Source organism: Anaerotruncus sp., from assembly GCF_057433415.1.
On the sequence record NZ_DBMDHH010000060.1, the window covers coordinates 1 to 14,810 of the forward strand.

Consider the following 14,810-nt stretch of genomic DNA (forward strand, 5'->3'; position numbering starts at 1 on the left):
CGGAAAACAACGCCCGTTCCGGGCGTTCGCGCGCGCTGCGCGCGTGCGCGGCGAAGCCGCGCAGTTTTCCGCCTCCCCGTGGGCGCTGCGCGCCACGCAAAAACGGCCGTGCCTCCCCGGGAGCACCCCCGGTACGGTTCCGGAGACTCGCCGGCAGAGGCATTGCGCCCGCGGCGCGGCGGCGGGCTGGTTGCTATAGGCTCGTTCGCTGATCCGTGACCAGGGCGCCGCCGACTTTGGCCGCAGGCCAATCGGAGGCGGCGCGGGGGTCAAGGGGGCTATGCCCCCTGCGGCTTCTTTCCCCCATTTCTTGTCCGTACAAGAAATGGGGCCGCCCGCCGGGGCGGGACCCGGCAACTCTGCCGCTCGATAAGCGGACAATCTAAAACCGCCGTCGGTCGGCCACCGACATCCTCCGCCGCTCGTTGAGCGGCAAAAACAAAAAGGAAGTGCTGCAATGGAAAACTGGCTCGCGCGCACCGCGCTGCTGATCGGGGAGGAGAACACCGCGCGCCTGGCGGGCGCGCGGGGAGCAGTGCTCGGGCTCGGGGGCGTCGGCTCGGCGGCGGCGGAGGCGCTCTGCCGCGCGGGGGTCGGACACCTGCTGCTCGTCGACCACGACACGGTGGACGAGACGAACCTCAACCGTCAGCTCGTGGCGACCCGCGACGCGGTCGGAATGCGCAAGGCGGATGCCGAGCTGCGCCGACTGGGTTCAATCCACCCTGCGGGGGATTTTACCGCCGCGTACGAATTCTACCTGCCGGACAACAGCGGCTTTCTCTTTGACTGGAGACCCGATTTCGTGCTCGACTGCATCGACACGGTGACCGCCAAGCTGCATCTCGCGGAGGCCTGCGCCCGGCGCGGGGTCCCGCTCTACATGTGCCTGGGCACCGGCAACCGGCTCGACCCCGGCGCGCTGCGCATCGGCGACATCGCGGACACGGCCGGCTGCGGCTGCGGGCTCGCGCGGGTGATGCGCCGGGAGCTGAAACGGCGCGGCGTGGCCCGCCAGACGGTGCTCTATTCGGTCGAGGAGCCCGCCAAAGCCGTCTGCCCCGGGGAGCACGGAAGGCACGCGCCGGGAAGCATCGCGTTCGTGCCGCCCGCGGCCGGACTCCTGCTCGCCTCCCGGGCGGTCCGCGACCTGCTGGGGCTTTAGAGGAAACAAAAAAACGGGCGTCTTCCAAAACTGGAAGGCGCCCGTTCTTTACATGTAAAAACCCCGCCGTATCGATGTCCTGCCAGCTGTAAACCCCCGTCGTTAGACAAGAGTGGGTACGCCCGATCGCGTGTTTCCAGCTCCCTTCGTCCCATCGTGAGATGGGGAGGTCTGCACTCCGCACGCGGAAAGGAACTCCCAAAGTACAGTTGTTGGAGTATAAAGGGCAGAACTGTCGGGTACGGCAGGGAGTTACGGCATTAGTTTTCCCCGTCCTCGCCGCCGGTAAACTCGAAGCTGTCGGACAGGCGCTCCATAAAGATCGCCGCGACCTGATCGAACTCGGCCTCGTCCTCGATCGCCTCGAGGAACTCCTCCTCGCCCTCCATGACCGATTTGAGGATCACCAGCTCGCCGTCGTCCTCGCAGTCACAGTCCTCTTCGCCGCAATCCGCGACCAGCGCCACATAGTGCTGCTCGCCGAGCTCGAGGGTGTCGACGATCTCGAATTCATGCTCGTGGCCCTCATCGTCAACCAGCGTGATCAGATCGGCGCCGAACTCTTCGTTTGCCATAGAAACCGTTCTCCTTTTCCGGGGGTGGATTCCCCCTCAAAAATCGGGCGGAAGGCCCGGTTGTCATCCCTGTTTGATAACATGATAATCCATTGGGAAGCAAATGTCAAATGGTTTTCATTGTGTACAAGTTGTATATATTTTCTTTTCAATCTTGAAAAAATCATATTGACATTCCCCAACAAATTGCTTATAATATAGATACAGAAGAGAGGAACATGATACCAATATTCATAGAAAGGCGGTGGTTCCGATGTACGATGAAGCACACAGTTTCTCATTTGCATTGAGGGACTGTTCGCCCAAGGGCAGGCTTTCCTAGGAGCAGTTTTCAGGACAGCTGCAATCACAGTTTCTGTCGATTTTCAAAGATGATCCGGAGTAAAATCTGTAAATCTGAAAACAACTTGAATTTGGTGCTTGTGAGAGATCCCTTTAGGGAATCCCGAAAGGAAGATGCTCAATCGTAAGAGGCGAGTTCATTCCGCGCAAGACAAATAATCTGTGATTCCAGGTCCCAATCGTAAAACGGGTTTACCGCACGCATCCTATCAAAGCAACCGCACCAGGCAAAATCCCACCGGCGCCGCCGGGGTCGAGTGAAGGGCTTCGGAAACGCCGGCAATGTGAATGATTCGACCTACAATCAAATAACGTTCAGTCCAGGGAACCCAGGCATTGTTGCAGGCATCCTTTACGGTTGAGCAGCAAAGGGTCATATTCCAGAACTGAGCATGGATTCTGCGTCATCGAACTGCATAAGGGCAATCAAAACCGGATCGTAAAGAAGGTCCAAAAGCTGTGATCGTAACCGCAGCGAATGTTTTCGAGTGTTACTTGCATATAGATGTACGAGGTTCCAACAGAGCGGCAGGCCACGGCCCGCCACGGCCGAAAGAGGCTGTGGGAAGGGATCGCGGCAGGCCACATGTCAAAAAAATCAAGCGGCGCCGGTAATCATCGGCGCCGCTTTTGCATGCCCCGCGGCCTCGCCCGCCGATTCATTGCCAAAACGTAAACTTACTATGAATATCCTGCAGGGAGATTGATTTTGGCGGATTATGTGGTAAAATATGAAGAGCAATCCATGTCCTTCGGAAGATCTGTATAAAACCATGGAGGTAACATCATTATGAAAAAAATCGCCCTGCTGCTCTGCGTGGTTCTGATGCTTTCCACGCTGATGGTTGGCTGCAAAAAATCGGAGGAGCCCTCCCCCGAGTCCGGCGCCCCGTCCGGGGAGACCAGCGGACCGGAAAGCATGCCGGAAACCGCTGCCGAGATCTACGCCCACAACATGGAGATCGATGAATCCGCCATCGACCTGGTCCAGTTCAACACGCCGGAGGCCGGTTCCCCCATCGCGACCATCAAAACGTCCCTCGGCGACATCAAGATGGTGCTCTTCCCCAAGGAGGCCCCCAAGGCTGTTGAGAACTTCCAGGCCCTCGTGGAAAAGGGCTATTACAACGGACTGAAAGTCTACAGCGCCGTGCCGAGCGTCCACGTCGCGACCGGTGATCCCGACAACAACGGCAGCGGCGGCGAAAGCGCCTCGGGCGAGCCGTTTGAGGACGAGTACAGCCTCAACCTCTGGCACTTCAACGGCGCCGTCGCCATGGATAACGGCGGCACCCCCGGCCAGAACGGCAGCCGCTTCTTCATCGTCCAGAACTCCCGCATCACCGATGAGCTCGGCGACAAGATGTTCGACGGCGGCTTCCCCGAGAAGGTCATCCAGAAATACCTCGAGGTCGGCGGCGTGCCCAATTACGACGCGCGCGACACCGTCTTCGGCCAGGTCATCGAGGGCATGGACGTCGTTGAGAAGATCGCGGCCGTCCCCACCGATGCGGACCACAAGCCCACCGAGGACGTCGTGATCACCTCCGTCGAACTCGGCACCCTCTGATCGCAGACAGAAACTGAGCGCGGGACGCCAACGCGTCCCGCGTTTTTATGTAAAGGAGACGCTTTTCATGAACCATGTCAAACGCATCGCGGCGCTCGCGCTCGCGCTGGCGCTCGTCCTCTCCCTCGCCGCCTGCGGCGGCTCCAAGACCCGGAAGGTCACCGATTTCCTCACGGAAAAGATGCCCGGCGAGTACGCCGAGGCCACCAAGGCGACCACCGTCACCGACGCGTCCGACGGCTCCTTCAACGTCGAGCTGACGATCGACCTGCCCTCCGGCGGCGCGTCCGACGAGGACATGTTCGATACGATCGCCTTTGAGGCCAGCTACCTCATCGACGAGGTCTTTGCCGAGCCCCCCTACCCGCTCAACTTCAAAATCCACTTCCTCAAGGACGGCGCGGACTTCGGCGACATCGAGCGGACGCACGACAACCCCGTCTTCTACCGCACCTACCAGGGGACGACCGATACCTTCCAGTTCCAGATGTGAGGCCGGAAGCGCATCCGGAGAGGTACGCGCTCCCGCATATGCCGCAATAAAAAGAGACCGCCGGCGGCGGTCTCTTTTTTGTCTGCGCGGGAAAGGCGCCTGATGCATTTTGGCTCCGGCTACCCCACGACCTTGTAGCCGTTGGTGAGGTCGCCGAGGTCGACGTAATATTTGCGGTAGTCGTCGGGGTGCACGAGCACCCGGACGGTGCGGCGGCCCTCCAGCAGGGAGGCGGGGTTGAACCACAGGCCCTCGCTGCGGAAGTTGTAGATCGTGCGGGTGGCGGAGTCGGTATAGTGGCAGTGCACCACATAGGGGTGCCTGCCGTTCATCTCCAGCGAGGTCTGAAGCCCGCAGCCGTCGTAATCCGCGTTGAGCGCGCGGCCGTTTTCGAGCAGCCAGCGGCGCAGGCGCGCCTTGCGCGCGAGCACCGCGAGACCGATAGCGCCCACAAGCAGGAAGGTCAGCCCCGCCAGCCCGAAGGCCAGCAGGAAAATGATCCCGTCCGGCGCGGTGAAGCCGACGCCCAGGCCGATCGCGAGGAACACCGCGCCGAACGCCGTGAAAAAGCCGAAGAACGCCTTCAGGAAGCTCGCCGGATTCCGGAACATACGGGTCCCTCCTTAGTTCTGCGCGCGGTAGTAGTTGATGAGGCAGCCCGCGAGGATGATGTCCCGCTCGTCGTCGGTCAAATCGCCGAGCGTGAGGGTGAAGGGCTTCGTCCCCTCCCCGGTGAAGGCGTAGGCGGTGATCTCCGCCTGCTTCTCCGCGACCGCGCGGCGGATGTTGGGGATGAAGACCGCGTCATATTTCGCGAAGGGCGGCTCGCCGGAAACCACGAAGGGCAGCATGCCCCAGTTGATGAGGTTGGAGCGGTAGCGCTTGGTGGCGTACTCCCGGGCGATGTTGGCCCAGCCGCCCAGCACCTTCTGGCAGGAGGCGGCCTGCTCGCGCGCCGAGCCGTCGCCCGGCTTGACCGCGTAGACGAGGGAGCCGCAGCCGATCGTCCCGCCGTCGACCTCCTGGAAGCCGTCGATCGCGCGGATCCTGTGGATCGGGCAGTCGGGCGACCGGTCGTCGAAGGCGGTGCCCTTCTCGCGGCGGAGCGTCTCCCACTTCTGGGAGTTCTTCGCGGCCCCGACGTACGCCGGGTCCTTGCGGGAGAGGGTGAATTCCGCCAGCTTGAGCGGGTTGGAGCGGTAGGAGGAGGTCTCGCCCGACGGGATCAGCTCGTCGGTGGTGGTGACCGGGTCGGTGATGAAGGCGTCCACGTCGAGCAGCAGGTGCTCGATCAGCGGGGACATCTCCGGCCAGTCGGCGATGTTCGGGCCGAACTTGAGGGGCAGCTCGGGCTGCGCGCGGCCCACGCCGTCATAGACGCGGTTGTCGTAGACCTCGCCGTGGAAGACGTACTTGGGCTTGGTGAAGCCGATATCGAGGTCGGTGGCCGGGGTGAGGACGCCGTGGTTGAGCGCAGTGGCCGCGATCGAGCGCGCGTCCATCAGCGCGACCGACGCGATCTGGCCGTTCCCCGGCTTGGAGCCCTCGCGGTTGGGGAAGTTGCGGGTGCTGTGGCGGATCGAGAGGCCGCCGTTGGCGGGCACGTCGCCCGCGCCGAAGCAGGGGCCGCAGAAGGCGGTGCGCACCGTGGCGCCCGTCTGCATGAGCTTTGCGATCGCGCCGTTCTCCACGAGGCTGATGAAGACCGGCTGGCTCGACGGGTAGACCGACAGCGAAAACTCGTCCGCGCCGATCGAATGGCCCGCCAGGATATCCGCCGCGTCGCAGATGTTGTCGTAGGTGCCGCCCGCGCAGCCGGCGATGACCCCCTGGTCGACGAGCAGGCGGCCGTCCTTCACCTTGTCGCGCAGGGTGAAATGGATGGCGGGGTTGTCGATCGACTTGGCGCCCTCCCGTTCCACCTCGGCGAGGATGTCCATGAGGTTGGCGTTCAATTCGTCGATCTCATAGGCGTTGGAGGGGTGGAAGGGCATCGCGATCATCGGCTTGACGGTCGAGAGGTCGACGTGGACGACCCCGTCGTAATAGGCCGCGTCGCCCGGAGCGAGCCGTTTATACGCCTCTTTGCGGCCGTGGATCTCAAAGTAGTCCTCCACCTGTCCGTCGGTCGCCCACACGGAGGAGAGGCAGGTCGTCTCAGTGGTCATGACGTCGATGCCGTTGCGGTATTCGACGTTCAGGTTGGCGATGCCGTCGCCGATGAACTCCATGACCTTGTTCTTCACATAGCCCTTCTTGAACACCGCGCCGATGATCGCCAGCGCGACGTCCTGCGGGCCGACCCCCCTGTGGGGCCTGCCGGTCAGGTAGACGGCGACCACCTGCGGGCGTTTGATGTCATAGGTGCGGCAGAGCAGCTGCTTGACGAGCTCGGGGCCGCCCTCGCCGACCGCCATCGTGCCGAGCGCGCCGTAGCGCGTGTGGCTGTCCGAGCCGAGGATCATCTTTCCGCAGCCGCTCATCATCTCGCGCATGTACTGGTGGATGACCGCCTGGTGGGCCGGGACGTAGATGCCGCCGTACTTCTTGGCGGCGGAGAGTCCGAACATGTGGTCGTCCTCGTTGATCGTGCCGCCCACCGCGCAGAGGGAATTGTGACAGTTGGTGAGCACGTAGGGCAGCGGGAACTTCTCGAGCCCCGACGCGCGCGCCGTCTGGACAATGCCCACGTAGGTGATGTCGTGGGAGGCCATCGCGTCGAATTTGATCTTCAGATCATCCATATTGCCGCTCGTGTTGTGCGCCTCAAGGATCGAATACGCGATCGTCCGCTTGCGCGCCTCCTCCTTCGGGACGGCCCTGCCCATCGCCGCCAGCGCTTCGGCGGCATGTCCGTCGTCGGGGATCAGCTTGCCGTCCGCATAATACGCCCCGGTTTCGTAAAGTTTTATCATGAAATTACCTCCTGTATATTTTCTCAATCAACCGCGCGCGTCATCGGCGGCGGAACAGGTTCTGTCCCTCATTTTAACACATCAAAGCCGCCCGCGCAATGAATAAGCGGTGTACAATCCTGCCAATCCTACTGGGTAGACAGGGGGGATTTCCTTTGCGGGAAGAAAACAAATGGCGCTCCTTTTTGCTGGCGTTCACGCTGACGCTCATGCTGCTCGCCTTCATCATGGTGCTGACGGTTATGGCGGTGCAGCCGTCGATGCCCCGCCAGAACAGCCGCGACGACCCGCCCGAGATCTCCTACCGGCCGATGGCCGGCGACGCGCTGACCATGGTGGTCGTCGGCAGGTCGCAGGACGGGAGCGCTGGCGATTTCCTCCTCATCCGCTTCAATCCCCAGTACGGGCAGGTGCCCCTCGCGATGCTTCCCCCCGAGACGCTCGTGACCCTCGGCGGCGAACGCCTCACCCTTTCGGAGGCGTGGGAGCGCGGGGGCGGCGTCTCCGTCCGCGAGGCGCTCTCCGAGCGTCTGGGCATCACCGTCGACCGGTACGCCGCCCTCTCGCGCGACATCTTCATCCGCATCGCGCAGAAGACGGGCACCGTCGTCTTCACCCTCCCCTACGCGATCTCCTATGAACGGGACGGCTACTCGATCAACATCCCCGCCGGGGAACGCCGCCTCGACGCGCAGGACGTGGCCGACGTCTTTTCCTGCCCCGTCTTCGAGGGCGGCGCGCTCGGCAAAAGCGAGCTGCTCGGGGACCTCGCGGCCGCCATCGTCAACCAGAACCTCGACGCGGCCGGCGAAAAGCTCTCCTCCGGGCTCTTCAAGCTCGCGGTCAACCTCGTGGACACCGACGTCTCCGCCGCCGACTACGAATTGCGCCGCGACGCCGCCGATTTTATCTCCCGGCTCGACACCGACGTTTCGGGCAGCCTCGCGCCCGCGGGCACGCTGCTCGAGGGGGGTGAGCTCGAGCTTTCCGAGGATTATGTCTCGCTCATCCGCAGGTATTTCGGCGCGGCGGCATAGGCGGGGCGGGCGGGAAACCGGGAGGCGGCAAACCGCCTCCCGGGCGCGGGGAGACCGCTCCCGCGCCGCCGTCCGGCGGGTCCGGACGGCGTTTCCCGCCCCCGCATTTCCCGCGCGCCGGGATGGCAAAATTTTGGCGAAAACGGGTTGACAAGCCGCAGGCGTTATGATAGAATAAAGTTCGTCGCTATGGAGGATGTTACATCTGCTGGTGTAGCTCAGTTGGTAGAGCAGCTGATTTGTAATCAGCAGGTCGGGGGTTCAAGTCCGTCCACCAGCTCCACCGCTTTTCCACAGCGCGCAACTGAATATGGAGGAGTTCCCGAGTGGCCAAAGGGGGCAGACTGTAAATCTGTTGTCAGTGACTTCGGTGGTTCGAATCCACCCTCCTCCACCAAACACGAGCATCGCAAGACGCTCGTGTTTTTTTATTTCCGGGCGGATTCGAAAGGCGGCTTTTGGCGGGCCGCCGGGGGCGGGCCGCAACCGCCGTGGCTTTTCCGCAGAAAAGCGAAACACCCTCCTCCACCAACGCGAAAACCCGCATAGTAAGCTACTATGCGGGTTTCTTATTGCATCAACGATAGTTGCACAGGATTGCGGCTACGACACTTATACGACACTTGTACTTAATAAAGGCGGCCCGCCGTCGAAGTTTACACCATGCGAATCTCTATCCGACAAGTCTGGACACGGGGACCCCCAGCGCCCAGGCAAGACTTTCAATTACGTCCGAAGTCGGGTTGGCGGTCCCGCACTCGATCGCGCTGATCGTGCGCACGCACACCCCCGAAGCAAAAGCAAGCCGTTCCTGCGACCATCCCAATTCCAATCTGTTCATTCTGACGTTCACTCCGATTGTCGTTGATAACATGACGCGTCCCTTTCTGCGGGCCGCCTCGTTCGATTCTACTATGTGTCCGTTCAAAAAGGAAGCCGCTAAAAGTTCAAATATCTGACCGTTTTTACTCTTCCGGCGGAAAACATGCCGTTCTTTGACCAATATGCCAGATATGCCTGGCATTATCGCGCTTATCCTCTACCGGCGGGTGGAACGCGGCGCGTGATTTTCGCTTTGCGCTTGCCAAACCGGAGGCGGCGGGGTAAAATCAAATGTAAGATCATTTTCATAAAGGGGAAAAGAAAATGCCCAGAGAATCCGTCATGGAGATCAAGACGGTCAACCGCAACCGCATCTACCGGATGATTTACCAGAATCCGCGCATCTCACGGCCGGAGCTCTGCCACCGGCTGGGGCTGAGCATGCCGACCGTGATGCAGAACGTGCGGTACCTGCAGGACCGCGGCCTGGTGGAGGAGGGCGGCAGCCTCGATTCCACGGGAGGACGCAAGGCGGTCGCGCTCACCTGCGTGAAGGACGCGCGGACCGCCGTGGGGCTGGACCTGACTGCGAACCACATCAGCGGCGTGCTGGTCGACCTGGAGGGCGGCATCCTCGCCGAAAGCCGGGAGAAGCGCGCCTTTGCGGTGAGCGGCGAATACGCCGGCGCGCTCGCCGGCGTGGTGCGGGACCTGATCGGGAAGGCGGCGGCGCCCGCCGAACGGGTGCTGGGCGTGGGCGTCTCCATGCCGGGGACCTTTTCGGCCGACGGCAGCCTGATGCTCGATTCCCGGGTGCTGCGGATGCAGAACCTGCGCTGCGCGGAGCTCTCCAGGTCGATCCCCCTCCCCTGCGTCTTCTGCAACGACGCCAACGCGGCCGGTTTCGCGGAGGTCTGGGACGTGCAGAGCCCGTCCGACGCACTCTACCTCTCGCTGAGCAACACGGTGGGCGGCGCGATCCTGCTCGGGGGGCAGCTCTACAAGGGGGAGAACCAGCGCGGCGGCGAGTTTGGGCACATCCCGGTCGAACGGGACGGCAAACGCTGCTACTGCGGCAAGAAGGGCTGCCTGGACGCCTATTGCTCCGCGACGGTGCTCTCCGATCTGGCGGGGGGCAGCCTCCCGGCATTTTTCCGGGAGCTGCGGGAGGGCGCGCCGAAGGCGCGCATCGCCTGGGCGGATTATCTGGACAACCTCGCCGCCGGGGTGGACATCCTGCGGATGGCGTTCGACTGCCCGGTCATCCTCGGCGGCTACGTGGGCGCGTATATGGAGGACCAGCTGGAGGAGCTGCGCGGCCGGCTCGCCTACCTGAACCGGTTCGACAGGGACGGCGGCTATGTCCGGGTCTGCCGCTACCGCACCGAGGCGTCGGCGGTCGGCGCGGCGCTGATCCACGTGCAGGCGTTCGTGAACAGCATCTGAACGCGGCCGGGTCCCACATCGTCGGAATTGGAAAAGCGGGGAGCGATCCCCGCTTTTTTGTCTAAATCGGCGCGGCCGCTTTTGTGGATTCCGATGATTTTGCCTTTTTTCGCGCGGCGCGCGGGATTTGCCGTTGACAAGCGGAGGGAAAACCCGTATTTTAATAGTTAGATTCTTTATGTAAATATCCTAATTAACTATTGAAGGGAGCAAGCCCATATGCAGGGAAAGATGAAAGTGGCGGTCATGACCGGCGTCGGCAGGAGCGCGTTTGAGGAGCGGGAAATCCCGCGCCCGAAGGCGGGCGAGGTGCTCGTCAAGCTCGAATACATCGGCATCTGCGGGTCGGACCTGCACTATTACGCGACGGGCGGAATCGGCGACTGCCGGGTGGAGCCTCCCTTTGTGCTCGGGCACGAGGCGGGCGGCACCGTGGTGGAGACCGGCGCGGGCGTAACCGGCCTCAAGGCCGGGGACCGGGTGGCGCTCGAGCCGGGAAAGACCTGCGGCCACTGCGAGTTCTGCCGCACCGGGCGCTACAACCTCTGCCCCGACGTGGTGTTTTTCGCGACCCCGCCGGTGGACGGCGTGTTCCAGGAGTACGTCGCGCACGAGGCGGGGCTCTGCTTCAAGCTCCCGGACAACGTGAGCACGATGGAGGGCGCGCTGATCGAACCGCTCGCCGTGGGCTTCCATGCCGCCAACCTCGGGGAGGCGCACATCGGGCAGACGGCGGTCGTCACCGGCTCCGGATGCATCGGGCTGGTCTCCCTGCTGGCGATGAAGGCCATGGGGGTGTCGAGGGTCTACGTGGTGGACGTGATCGAGGCACGGCTGAGGAAGGCGCTGGAATGCGGCGCGGACGGGGTGATCAACGGGAGGACGGCGGACGTGGTGCAGGAGGTCATGAGACTGACCGGCGGCCGGGGGACCGACCTCGTGATCGAGACCGCCGGGACCGAAGCCACCACCCGTCAGGCCATCCAGATGGCGAAGAAGGGCTCGACCATCGTGCTGGTGGGGCTGGGCGCCTCGGGGGAGATGACCCTGCCGATGACCGCCGCCATCAACAAGGAGCTGACCTTCAAAAGCATCTGCCGCTACCGCCACTGCTACCCGATGGCGATCGACGCGGTCGCGACGGGGCGGATCAACATCCGCGGGATCGTCACCAACGAGTTTGCGTTCGACGACCTGCCCGAGGCGCTGGACATCTGCATCAACAACAAGGACGAGGTCGTCAAGGGCGTCGTCAGGGTCGCCGATTAGGAAAGGGAGGGACCGCCATGTATGTCGAGGAACTGTTTGGACTGAAAGGCAAGGTCGCGGTCGTGACCGGGGCGAGCAAGGGGATTGGAAAGACCGCCGCGGTCGGGCTCGCGAAGGCCGGCGCGGAGGTGGCCATCCTCTGCCGCAGCGAGCCGAAGGAGGCGCTGGAGGGCATCGCGGCCGCCGGCGGCCGGGGCTATTGGATCGCCGCCGACGTCACCGACGAAGCGGCCGTCGACGCCGCCTTCGCCGAGATCGCGCGCCGGTCCGGCGCCGTGCATGTGGTGTTCAACAACGCCGGCATCTGCATCCACGAGGACTCGGTCGACGCGCCGGCGGAAAACTTCCGCACGGTCATGAACGTCAATTTTTTCGGGGAGTTTTTTGTGGCGCGCGCCGCCGCGCGGATCATGATGGAGCGGGGCATCCGCGGGAGCATCATCAATATGGCCTCAATGTCCGGTTCGATCGTCAACCTTCCCCAGTGGCAGTGCTCCTACAACGCGTCCAAGGCGGCGGTCATCCACATGACCCGGTCGCTGGCGGTCGAATGGGTCAAAGCGGGCATCCGGGTCAACTGCATCAGCCCGGGATATATCGCGACGGGCGCGCTCGACGAAATTCCGGAGGAGTACCGCGAGTCCTGGATCCCGATGATCCCGATGGCGCGCATGGGGAAGCCGGAGGAGCTGCTTCCCGCGCTTCTCTACCTCGCGAGCGACGCCTCGGGCTACACCACCGGAAGCAACGTGATCGTGGACGGCGGCTATACCTGCCTGTAGGCGGCAGCGGGAAAGCGGAGGCATAGAAAAGGGCGGGGCGGTTCCCGGGAACCGCCCCGCTTTTCTTTTTTGCGTCCATGCAGGAAACCGCCGCGCTTCCGGCACCTATCCTCTGAAAGGAGCATCCGCAATGAAAAAATGGATAATTTGCCTGGCCGCCGTTATCGCCCTGTCCATGCTCTCCGCCTGTGCGGGGCGGAAGCCCGCCGGGAGCCGGCTTCCGAACCCCATCGAGGAATATGAAACGCTCGAGGACGCGCAGGCCGCCGCAGGATTTGAAATCCCGACGCCCGCCGGGCTGCCCGAAGGATATGCGCTCGAGGCCGTCACGACCATCGCGAAAAACACCATCCAGCTCATCTACACCGACGGGCAGAACGACCTGACCTACCGCTGCGGGAAGGCCGACGGCTCCGACATCAGCGGCGATTACAACGCCTACGACGAGGAGGAAACCGCCGACGTCAACGGGAACGCCGTCCTCATGAAGGGCGCCGACGGGTCCCGGTCGCTCGCCGTCTGGCAGGACGACGCGTTCTCCTATTCCCTCCATGCCGCCTCCCCGCTTTCGAAGGAGCAGCTGGTCAAAATTGTGGAAAGCGTCAAAAACTGATTTCGGCGGCGCGCGGACGGTTAATTTTCCGCCTCCGGGGAATTCTATTCCCGAGGTGATCGTATGCCAAAGGACAGCCAGCCGGACAAAAAAGAGGTCCGCAGGAAAAAGTGCAACGGCCAGACTCCCCTCACCCGCGAAAACCAGAACCACAACCGGAACGCCAAAAAACATTCGGTCAAACCGGACGACGTGTAAGGAGGGGACCGCCATGCCAAAACCCGGAATGCGCCGCCCCGACCCGCGCGAGCCGCACGGGACGGAAAGCAACCACATCAGCCGCTTCCCGAAGAACGAAGTCTCCCCCGTCCCTGAAATCCAGGGCAAGGCCAAGCATGGGAAGGCCCACGTCCGCCCGGTCATCGAAAACGGCCGGAACGACCACAAGGTTTTCCACGAGTTGAAGGGGGACGGCTCGGTCGGGGACCCCAACCCCTGAAAAGCGCCGCCCACGCGGCGCTTTTTTTCGTCTTTCTCCCGCGCGCTTTGCCGTGATTTTCCGCTGATTTTTCGCGTCCCGCGGCGAACAATACTGCCGAGGTGACTTTTGATGGAATACCAATATGCCGACCTGTCCAACCGGCTCAAAACCGAGATCAAACGGCTGGAAACACAGATCAGCCGCGACACCGGCAGGCGTGTCGTCCTGATCGCCTATGAGGGCGGCGTGCAGCCCACCCCCGTCTTCGGCGACGTGCAGGAATCGGGCTCCGCCGAACTCAAGCGCAACGTCTTCGGGCCGGGCGGCCGCACCCCCGACGACAAGCTCTACGGCAATATTACACAGTGGCATATCTGATCCGCGCCCGTCCTTCATAATTGATTCACAAATCCTTTTCAGAATGTTCGCGCAACTCAAATATCTGCGTCATAATTGCCCGTTATGATAGAGACATGATCAATCTGCCGACGCCGGATGAACGGAATACCGGCCGGGCGCCGGCAGGCCCAGCCATTCCCCTACGGGGTTTTCATATACTTTTCTTACTCCTCCTCTTTTCTCTAAAAGCGCGGCGTCATGCCGCGCTTTTGTTTTTTGCACCCGCCCTTTTGCGCCCGCATAAACTGGCGTAAGGAGGGCCGTACCATGCCAAATTCACAAAACCTCAGCACCATCACCCTGAGCGTGGGGATTATCCTGCTCATCTGTATCGTCATCCTGCCGCTGCTTTCCGGAACCAGAAACAGTTTTTAGTGCGCCGCTTCTCCCCCGCATCTTTGCATTTCCCCGGGGAATCCTATTCCCGAGGTGATTATGATGTCAAATGAAAGCGCATATTTTATCGTTGAAAACCTCGGCGGCAAGCATGCTCTGAAGGACATTAAGCGCGAGCTGGACGCTCTGCACGGCGTGACCTCCGTCAGCGTCAATCCGGAACACCGGCTCGTCGCGGTCGATTACGACAGCTCCGGCACCTCATACGACCGGATAGAACATCGCCTCAATCGTCTGGGCTTCCAGATTGCGGCCGACGCCAGCGAGATTCAGACCCGCTGACGCGGGCTTCGGACAGCCAAAAGGAACGCCGCCCCCGGGGCGGCGTTCCTTTTTTGATTTGCCGCCCGGCGGACGGTTTGGATTTGCCGCCCGGCGGACGGTTTGGATTTGCCGCGCTGCACCCGGCGGGGCTTTTTTTGCGCCCCTCCGGGCCGCTCCAGATGTGCCGCCTTCGGCGGCGAAGATTGCCGGGTCCCGCCCCGGCGGGCGGGCCGACTTCTTGCGCGCCCAAGAAGTCGGCGGAAGAAGGGCGCTCAAGGGGACTTCCGCCAGTCCCCTTGAG

At 62.5% G+C, this 14,810-nt stretch carries 16 protein-coding genes and 2 tRNA genes; 14 read left to right on the forward strand and 4 right to left on the reverse strand.

Features of this window, described 5'->3' with window-relative positions:
* The first annotated feature begins 457 nt into the window (after nucleotides 1-457).
* Nucleotides 458-1,165: a tRNA threonylcarbamoyladenosine dehydratase gene (locus ACZO3G_RS12720; protein WP_276873886.1), complete on the forward strand. Its 708-nt coding sequence runs from the start codon at nucleotides 458-460 to the stop codon at nucleotides 1,163-1,165.
* Between the two features lie 260 nt (nucleotides 1,166-1,425).
* Here the strand turns inward: ACZO3G_RS12720 and ACZO3G_RS12725 are convergent, their stop codons facing one another.
* On the reverse strand, nucleotides 1,426-1,740 hold the full coding sequence (locus tag ACZO3G_RS12725) for a DUF1292 domain-containing protein (protein WP_121587636.1): 315 nt from the start codon (nucleotides 1,738-1,740) through the stop codon (nucleotides 1,426-1,428).
* A gap of 1,132 nt (nucleotides 1,741-2,872) precedes the next feature.
* Between ACZO3G_RS12725 and ACZO3G_RS12730 the strand changes: the two genes are divergently transcribed.
* Together ACZO3G_RS12730 and ACZO3G_RS12735 are read left to right on the forward strand one after the other, a co-directional pair.
* Entirely contained in the window at nucleotides 2,873-3,652 is a 780-nt protein-coding gene (locus tag ACZO3G_RS12730; protein ID WP_207654169.1) for a peptidylprolyl isomerase, read from the forward strand.
* Nucleotides 3,653-3,719: 67 nt separating this feature from the next.
* Nucleotides 3,720-4,145, forward strand: a complete 426-nt coding sequence (locus ACZO3G_RS12735) for a hypothetical protein (protein WP_276873891.1) — start codon at nucleotides 3,720-3,722, stop codon at nucleotides 4,143-4,145.
* Between the two features lie 119 nt (nucleotides 4,146-4,264).
* Here the strand turns inward: ACZO3G_RS12735 and ACZO3G_RS12740 are convergent, their stop codons facing one another.
* Both ACZO3G_RS12740 and ACZO3G_RS12745 read right to left on the reverse strand, forming a co-directional pair.
* A complete protein-coding gene (locus ACZO3G_RS12740) occupies nucleotides 4,265-4,756 on the reverse strand; it encodes a hypothetical protein (RefSeq protein WP_276873893.1) in 492 nt (163 codons plus the stop codon).
* A gap of 12 nt (nucleotides 4,757-4,768) precedes the next feature.
* Nucleotides 4,769-7,060: a hydratase gene (locus tag ACZO3G_RS12745; protein ID WP_486847304.1), complete on the reverse strand. Its 2,292-nt coding sequence runs from the start codon at nucleotides 7,058-7,060 to the stop codon at nucleotides 4,769-4,771.
* A gap of 155 nt (nucleotides 7,061-7,215) precedes the next feature.
* Between ACZO3G_RS12745 and ACZO3G_RS12750 the strand changes: the two genes are divergently transcribed.
* The 3 genes from ACZO3G_RS12750 (at nucleotide 7,216) to ACZO3G_RS12760 (ending at nucleotide 8,494) form a co-directional block, all read left to right on the forward strand.
* Entirely contained in the window at nucleotides 7,216-8,097 is an 882-nt protein-coding gene (locus ACZO3G_RS12750) for an LCP family protein (RefSeq protein ID WP_276873898.1), read from the forward strand.
* A 207-nt stretch (nucleotides 8,098-8,304) separates the two neighbouring features.
* Nucleotides 8,305-8,380: transfer RNA gene (locus tag ACZO3G_RS12755), tRNA-Thr, on the forward strand.
* Between the two features lie 29 nt (nucleotides 8,381-8,409).
* Nucleotides 8,410-8,494: transfer RNA gene (locus ACZO3G_RS12760), tRNA-Tyr, on the forward strand.
* Between the two features lie 276 nt (nucleotides 8,495-8,770).
* Here ACZO3G_RS12760 and ACZO3G_RS12765 read toward each other — a convergent pair.
* A complete protein-coding gene (locus tag ACZO3G_RS12765; RefSeq protein ID WP_367399604.1) occupies nucleotides 8,771-9,121 on the reverse strand; it encodes a helix-turn-helix domain-containing protein in 351 nt (116 codons plus the stop codon).
* Between the two features lie 122 nt (nucleotides 9,122-9,243).
* On the opposite strand from ACZO3G_RS12765, the gene ACZO3G_RS12770 reads away from it, so the two are divergent.
* From ACZO3G_RS12770 to ACZO3G_RS12805, 8 genes are all read left to right on the forward strand, one after another.
* A complete protein-coding gene (locus ACZO3G_RS12770; protein ID WP_276874253.1) occupies nucleotides 9,244-10,365 on the forward strand; it encodes an ROK family transcriptional regulator in 1,122 nt (373 codons plus the stop codon).
* Between the two features lie 219 nt (nucleotides 10,366-10,584).
* The gene (locus ACZO3G_RS12775) at nucleotides 10,585-11,634 is read left to right on the forward strand and encodes an NAD(P)-dependent alcohol dehydrogenase (protein ID WP_276874256.1); all 1,050 of its coding nucleotides are present in this window, start codon (nucleotides 10,585-10,587) and stop codon (nucleotides 11,632-11,634) included.
* 17 nt (nucleotides 11,635-11,651) lie between these two features.
* On the forward strand, nucleotides 11,652-12,416 hold the full coding sequence (locus ACZO3G_RS12780) for an SDR family oxidoreductase (RefSeq protein ID WP_101548575.1): 765 nt from the start codon (nucleotides 11,652-11,654) through the stop codon (nucleotides 12,414-12,416).
* 130 nt (nucleotides 12,417-12,546) lie between these two features.
* Complete coding sequence (locus ACZO3G_RS12785) at nucleotides 12,547-13,029, forward strand: DUF4367 domain-containing protein (RefSeq protein ID WP_276874259.1); 483 nt, start codon at nucleotides 12,547-12,549, stop codon at nucleotides 13,027-13,029.
* 63 nt (nucleotides 13,030-13,092) lie between these two features.
* Nucleotides 13,093-13,227: a hypothetical protein gene (locus ACZO3G_RS12790; protein WP_256153159.1), complete on the forward strand. Its 135-nt coding sequence runs from the start codon at nucleotides 13,093-13,095 to the stop codon at nucleotides 13,225-13,227.
* Between the two features lie 13 nt (nucleotides 13,228-13,240).
* A complete protein-coding gene (locus tag ACZO3G_RS12795) occupies nucleotides 13,241-13,468 on the forward strand; it encodes a hypothetical protein (protein ID WP_199724050.1) in 228 nt (75 codons plus the stop codon).
* Nucleotides 13,469-13,579: 111 nt separating this feature from the next.
* Nucleotides 13,580-13,828 (forward strand): hypothetical protein, encoded by a 249-nt coding sequence (locus tag ACZO3G_RS12800; RefSeq protein ID WP_101548571.1) that lies wholly within the window; start codon nucleotides 13,580-13,582, stop codon nucleotides 13,826-13,828.
* A 459-nt stretch (nucleotides 13,829-14,287) separates the two neighbouring features.
* Entirely contained in the window at nucleotides 14,288-14,527 is a 240-nt protein-coding gene (locus ACZO3G_RS12805; RefSeq protein WP_101548569.1) for a heavy-metal-associated domain-containing protein, read from the forward strand.
* The last annotated feature ends 283 nt before the right edge of the window (nucleotides 14,528-14,810 follow it).

Coding starts and splice junctions, on each gene's coding strand:
- ACZO3G_RS12720 (WP_276873886.1), top strand. CDS start 458: ATGGAAAACTGGCTCGCGCGCACCGCGCTGCTGATCGGGGAGGAGAAC.
- ACZO3G_RS12805 (WP_101548569.1), top strand. CDS start 14,288: ATGTCAAATGAAAGCGCATATTTTATCGTTGAAAACCTCGGCGGCAAG.
- ACZO3G_RS12795 (WP_199724050.1), top strand. CDS start 13,241: ATGCCAAAACCCGGAATGCGCCGCCCCGACCCGCGCGAGCCGCACGGG.
- ACZO3G_RS12785 (WP_276874259.1), top strand. CDS start 12,547: ATGAAAAAATGGATAATTTGCCTGGCCGCCGTTATCGCCCTGTCCATG.
- ACZO3G_RS12775 (WP_276874256.1), top strand. CDS start 10,585: ATGCAGGGAAAGATGAAAGTGGCGGTCATGACCGGCGTCGGCAGGAGC.
- ACZO3G_RS12730 (WP_207654169.1), top strand. CDS start 2,873: ATGAAAAAAATCGCCCTGCTGCTCTGCGTGGTTCTGATGCTTTCCACG.
- ACZO3G_RS12765 (WP_367399604.1), bottom strand. CDS start 9,121: ATGCCAGGCATATCTGGCATATTGGTCAAAGAACGGCATGTTTTCCGC.
- ACZO3G_RS12770 (WP_276874253.1), top strand. CDS start 9,244: ATGCCCAGAGAATCCGTCATGGAGATCAAGACGGTCAACCGCAACCGC.
- ACZO3G_RS12780 (WP_101548575.1), top strand. CDS start 11,652: ATGTATGTCGAGGAACTGTTTGGACTGAAAGGCAAGGTCGCGGTCGTG.
- ACZO3G_RS12735 (WP_276873891.1), top strand. CDS start 3,720: ATGAACCATGTCAAACGCATCGCGGCGCTCGCGCTCGCGCTGGCGCTC.
- ACZO3G_RS12800 (WP_101548571.1), top strand. CDS start 13,580: ATGGAATACCAATATGCCGACCTGTCCAACCGGCTCAAAACCGAGATC.
- ACZO3G_RS12740 (WP_276873893.1), bottom strand. CDS start 4,756: ATGTTCCGGAATCCGGCGAGCTTCCTGAAGGCGTTCTTCGGCTTTTTC.
- ACZO3G_RS12745 (WP_486847304.1), bottom strand. CDS start 7,060: ATGATAAAACTTTACGAAACCGGGGCGTATTATGCGGACGGCAAGCTG.
- ACZO3G_RS12790 (WP_256153159.1), top strand. CDS start 13,093: ATGCCAAAGGACAGCCAGCCGGACAAAAAAGAGGTCCGCAGGAAAAAG.
- ACZO3G_RS12725 (WP_121587636.1), bottom strand. CDS start 1,740: ATGGCAAACGAAGAGTTCGGCGCCGATCTGATCACGCTGGTTGACGAT.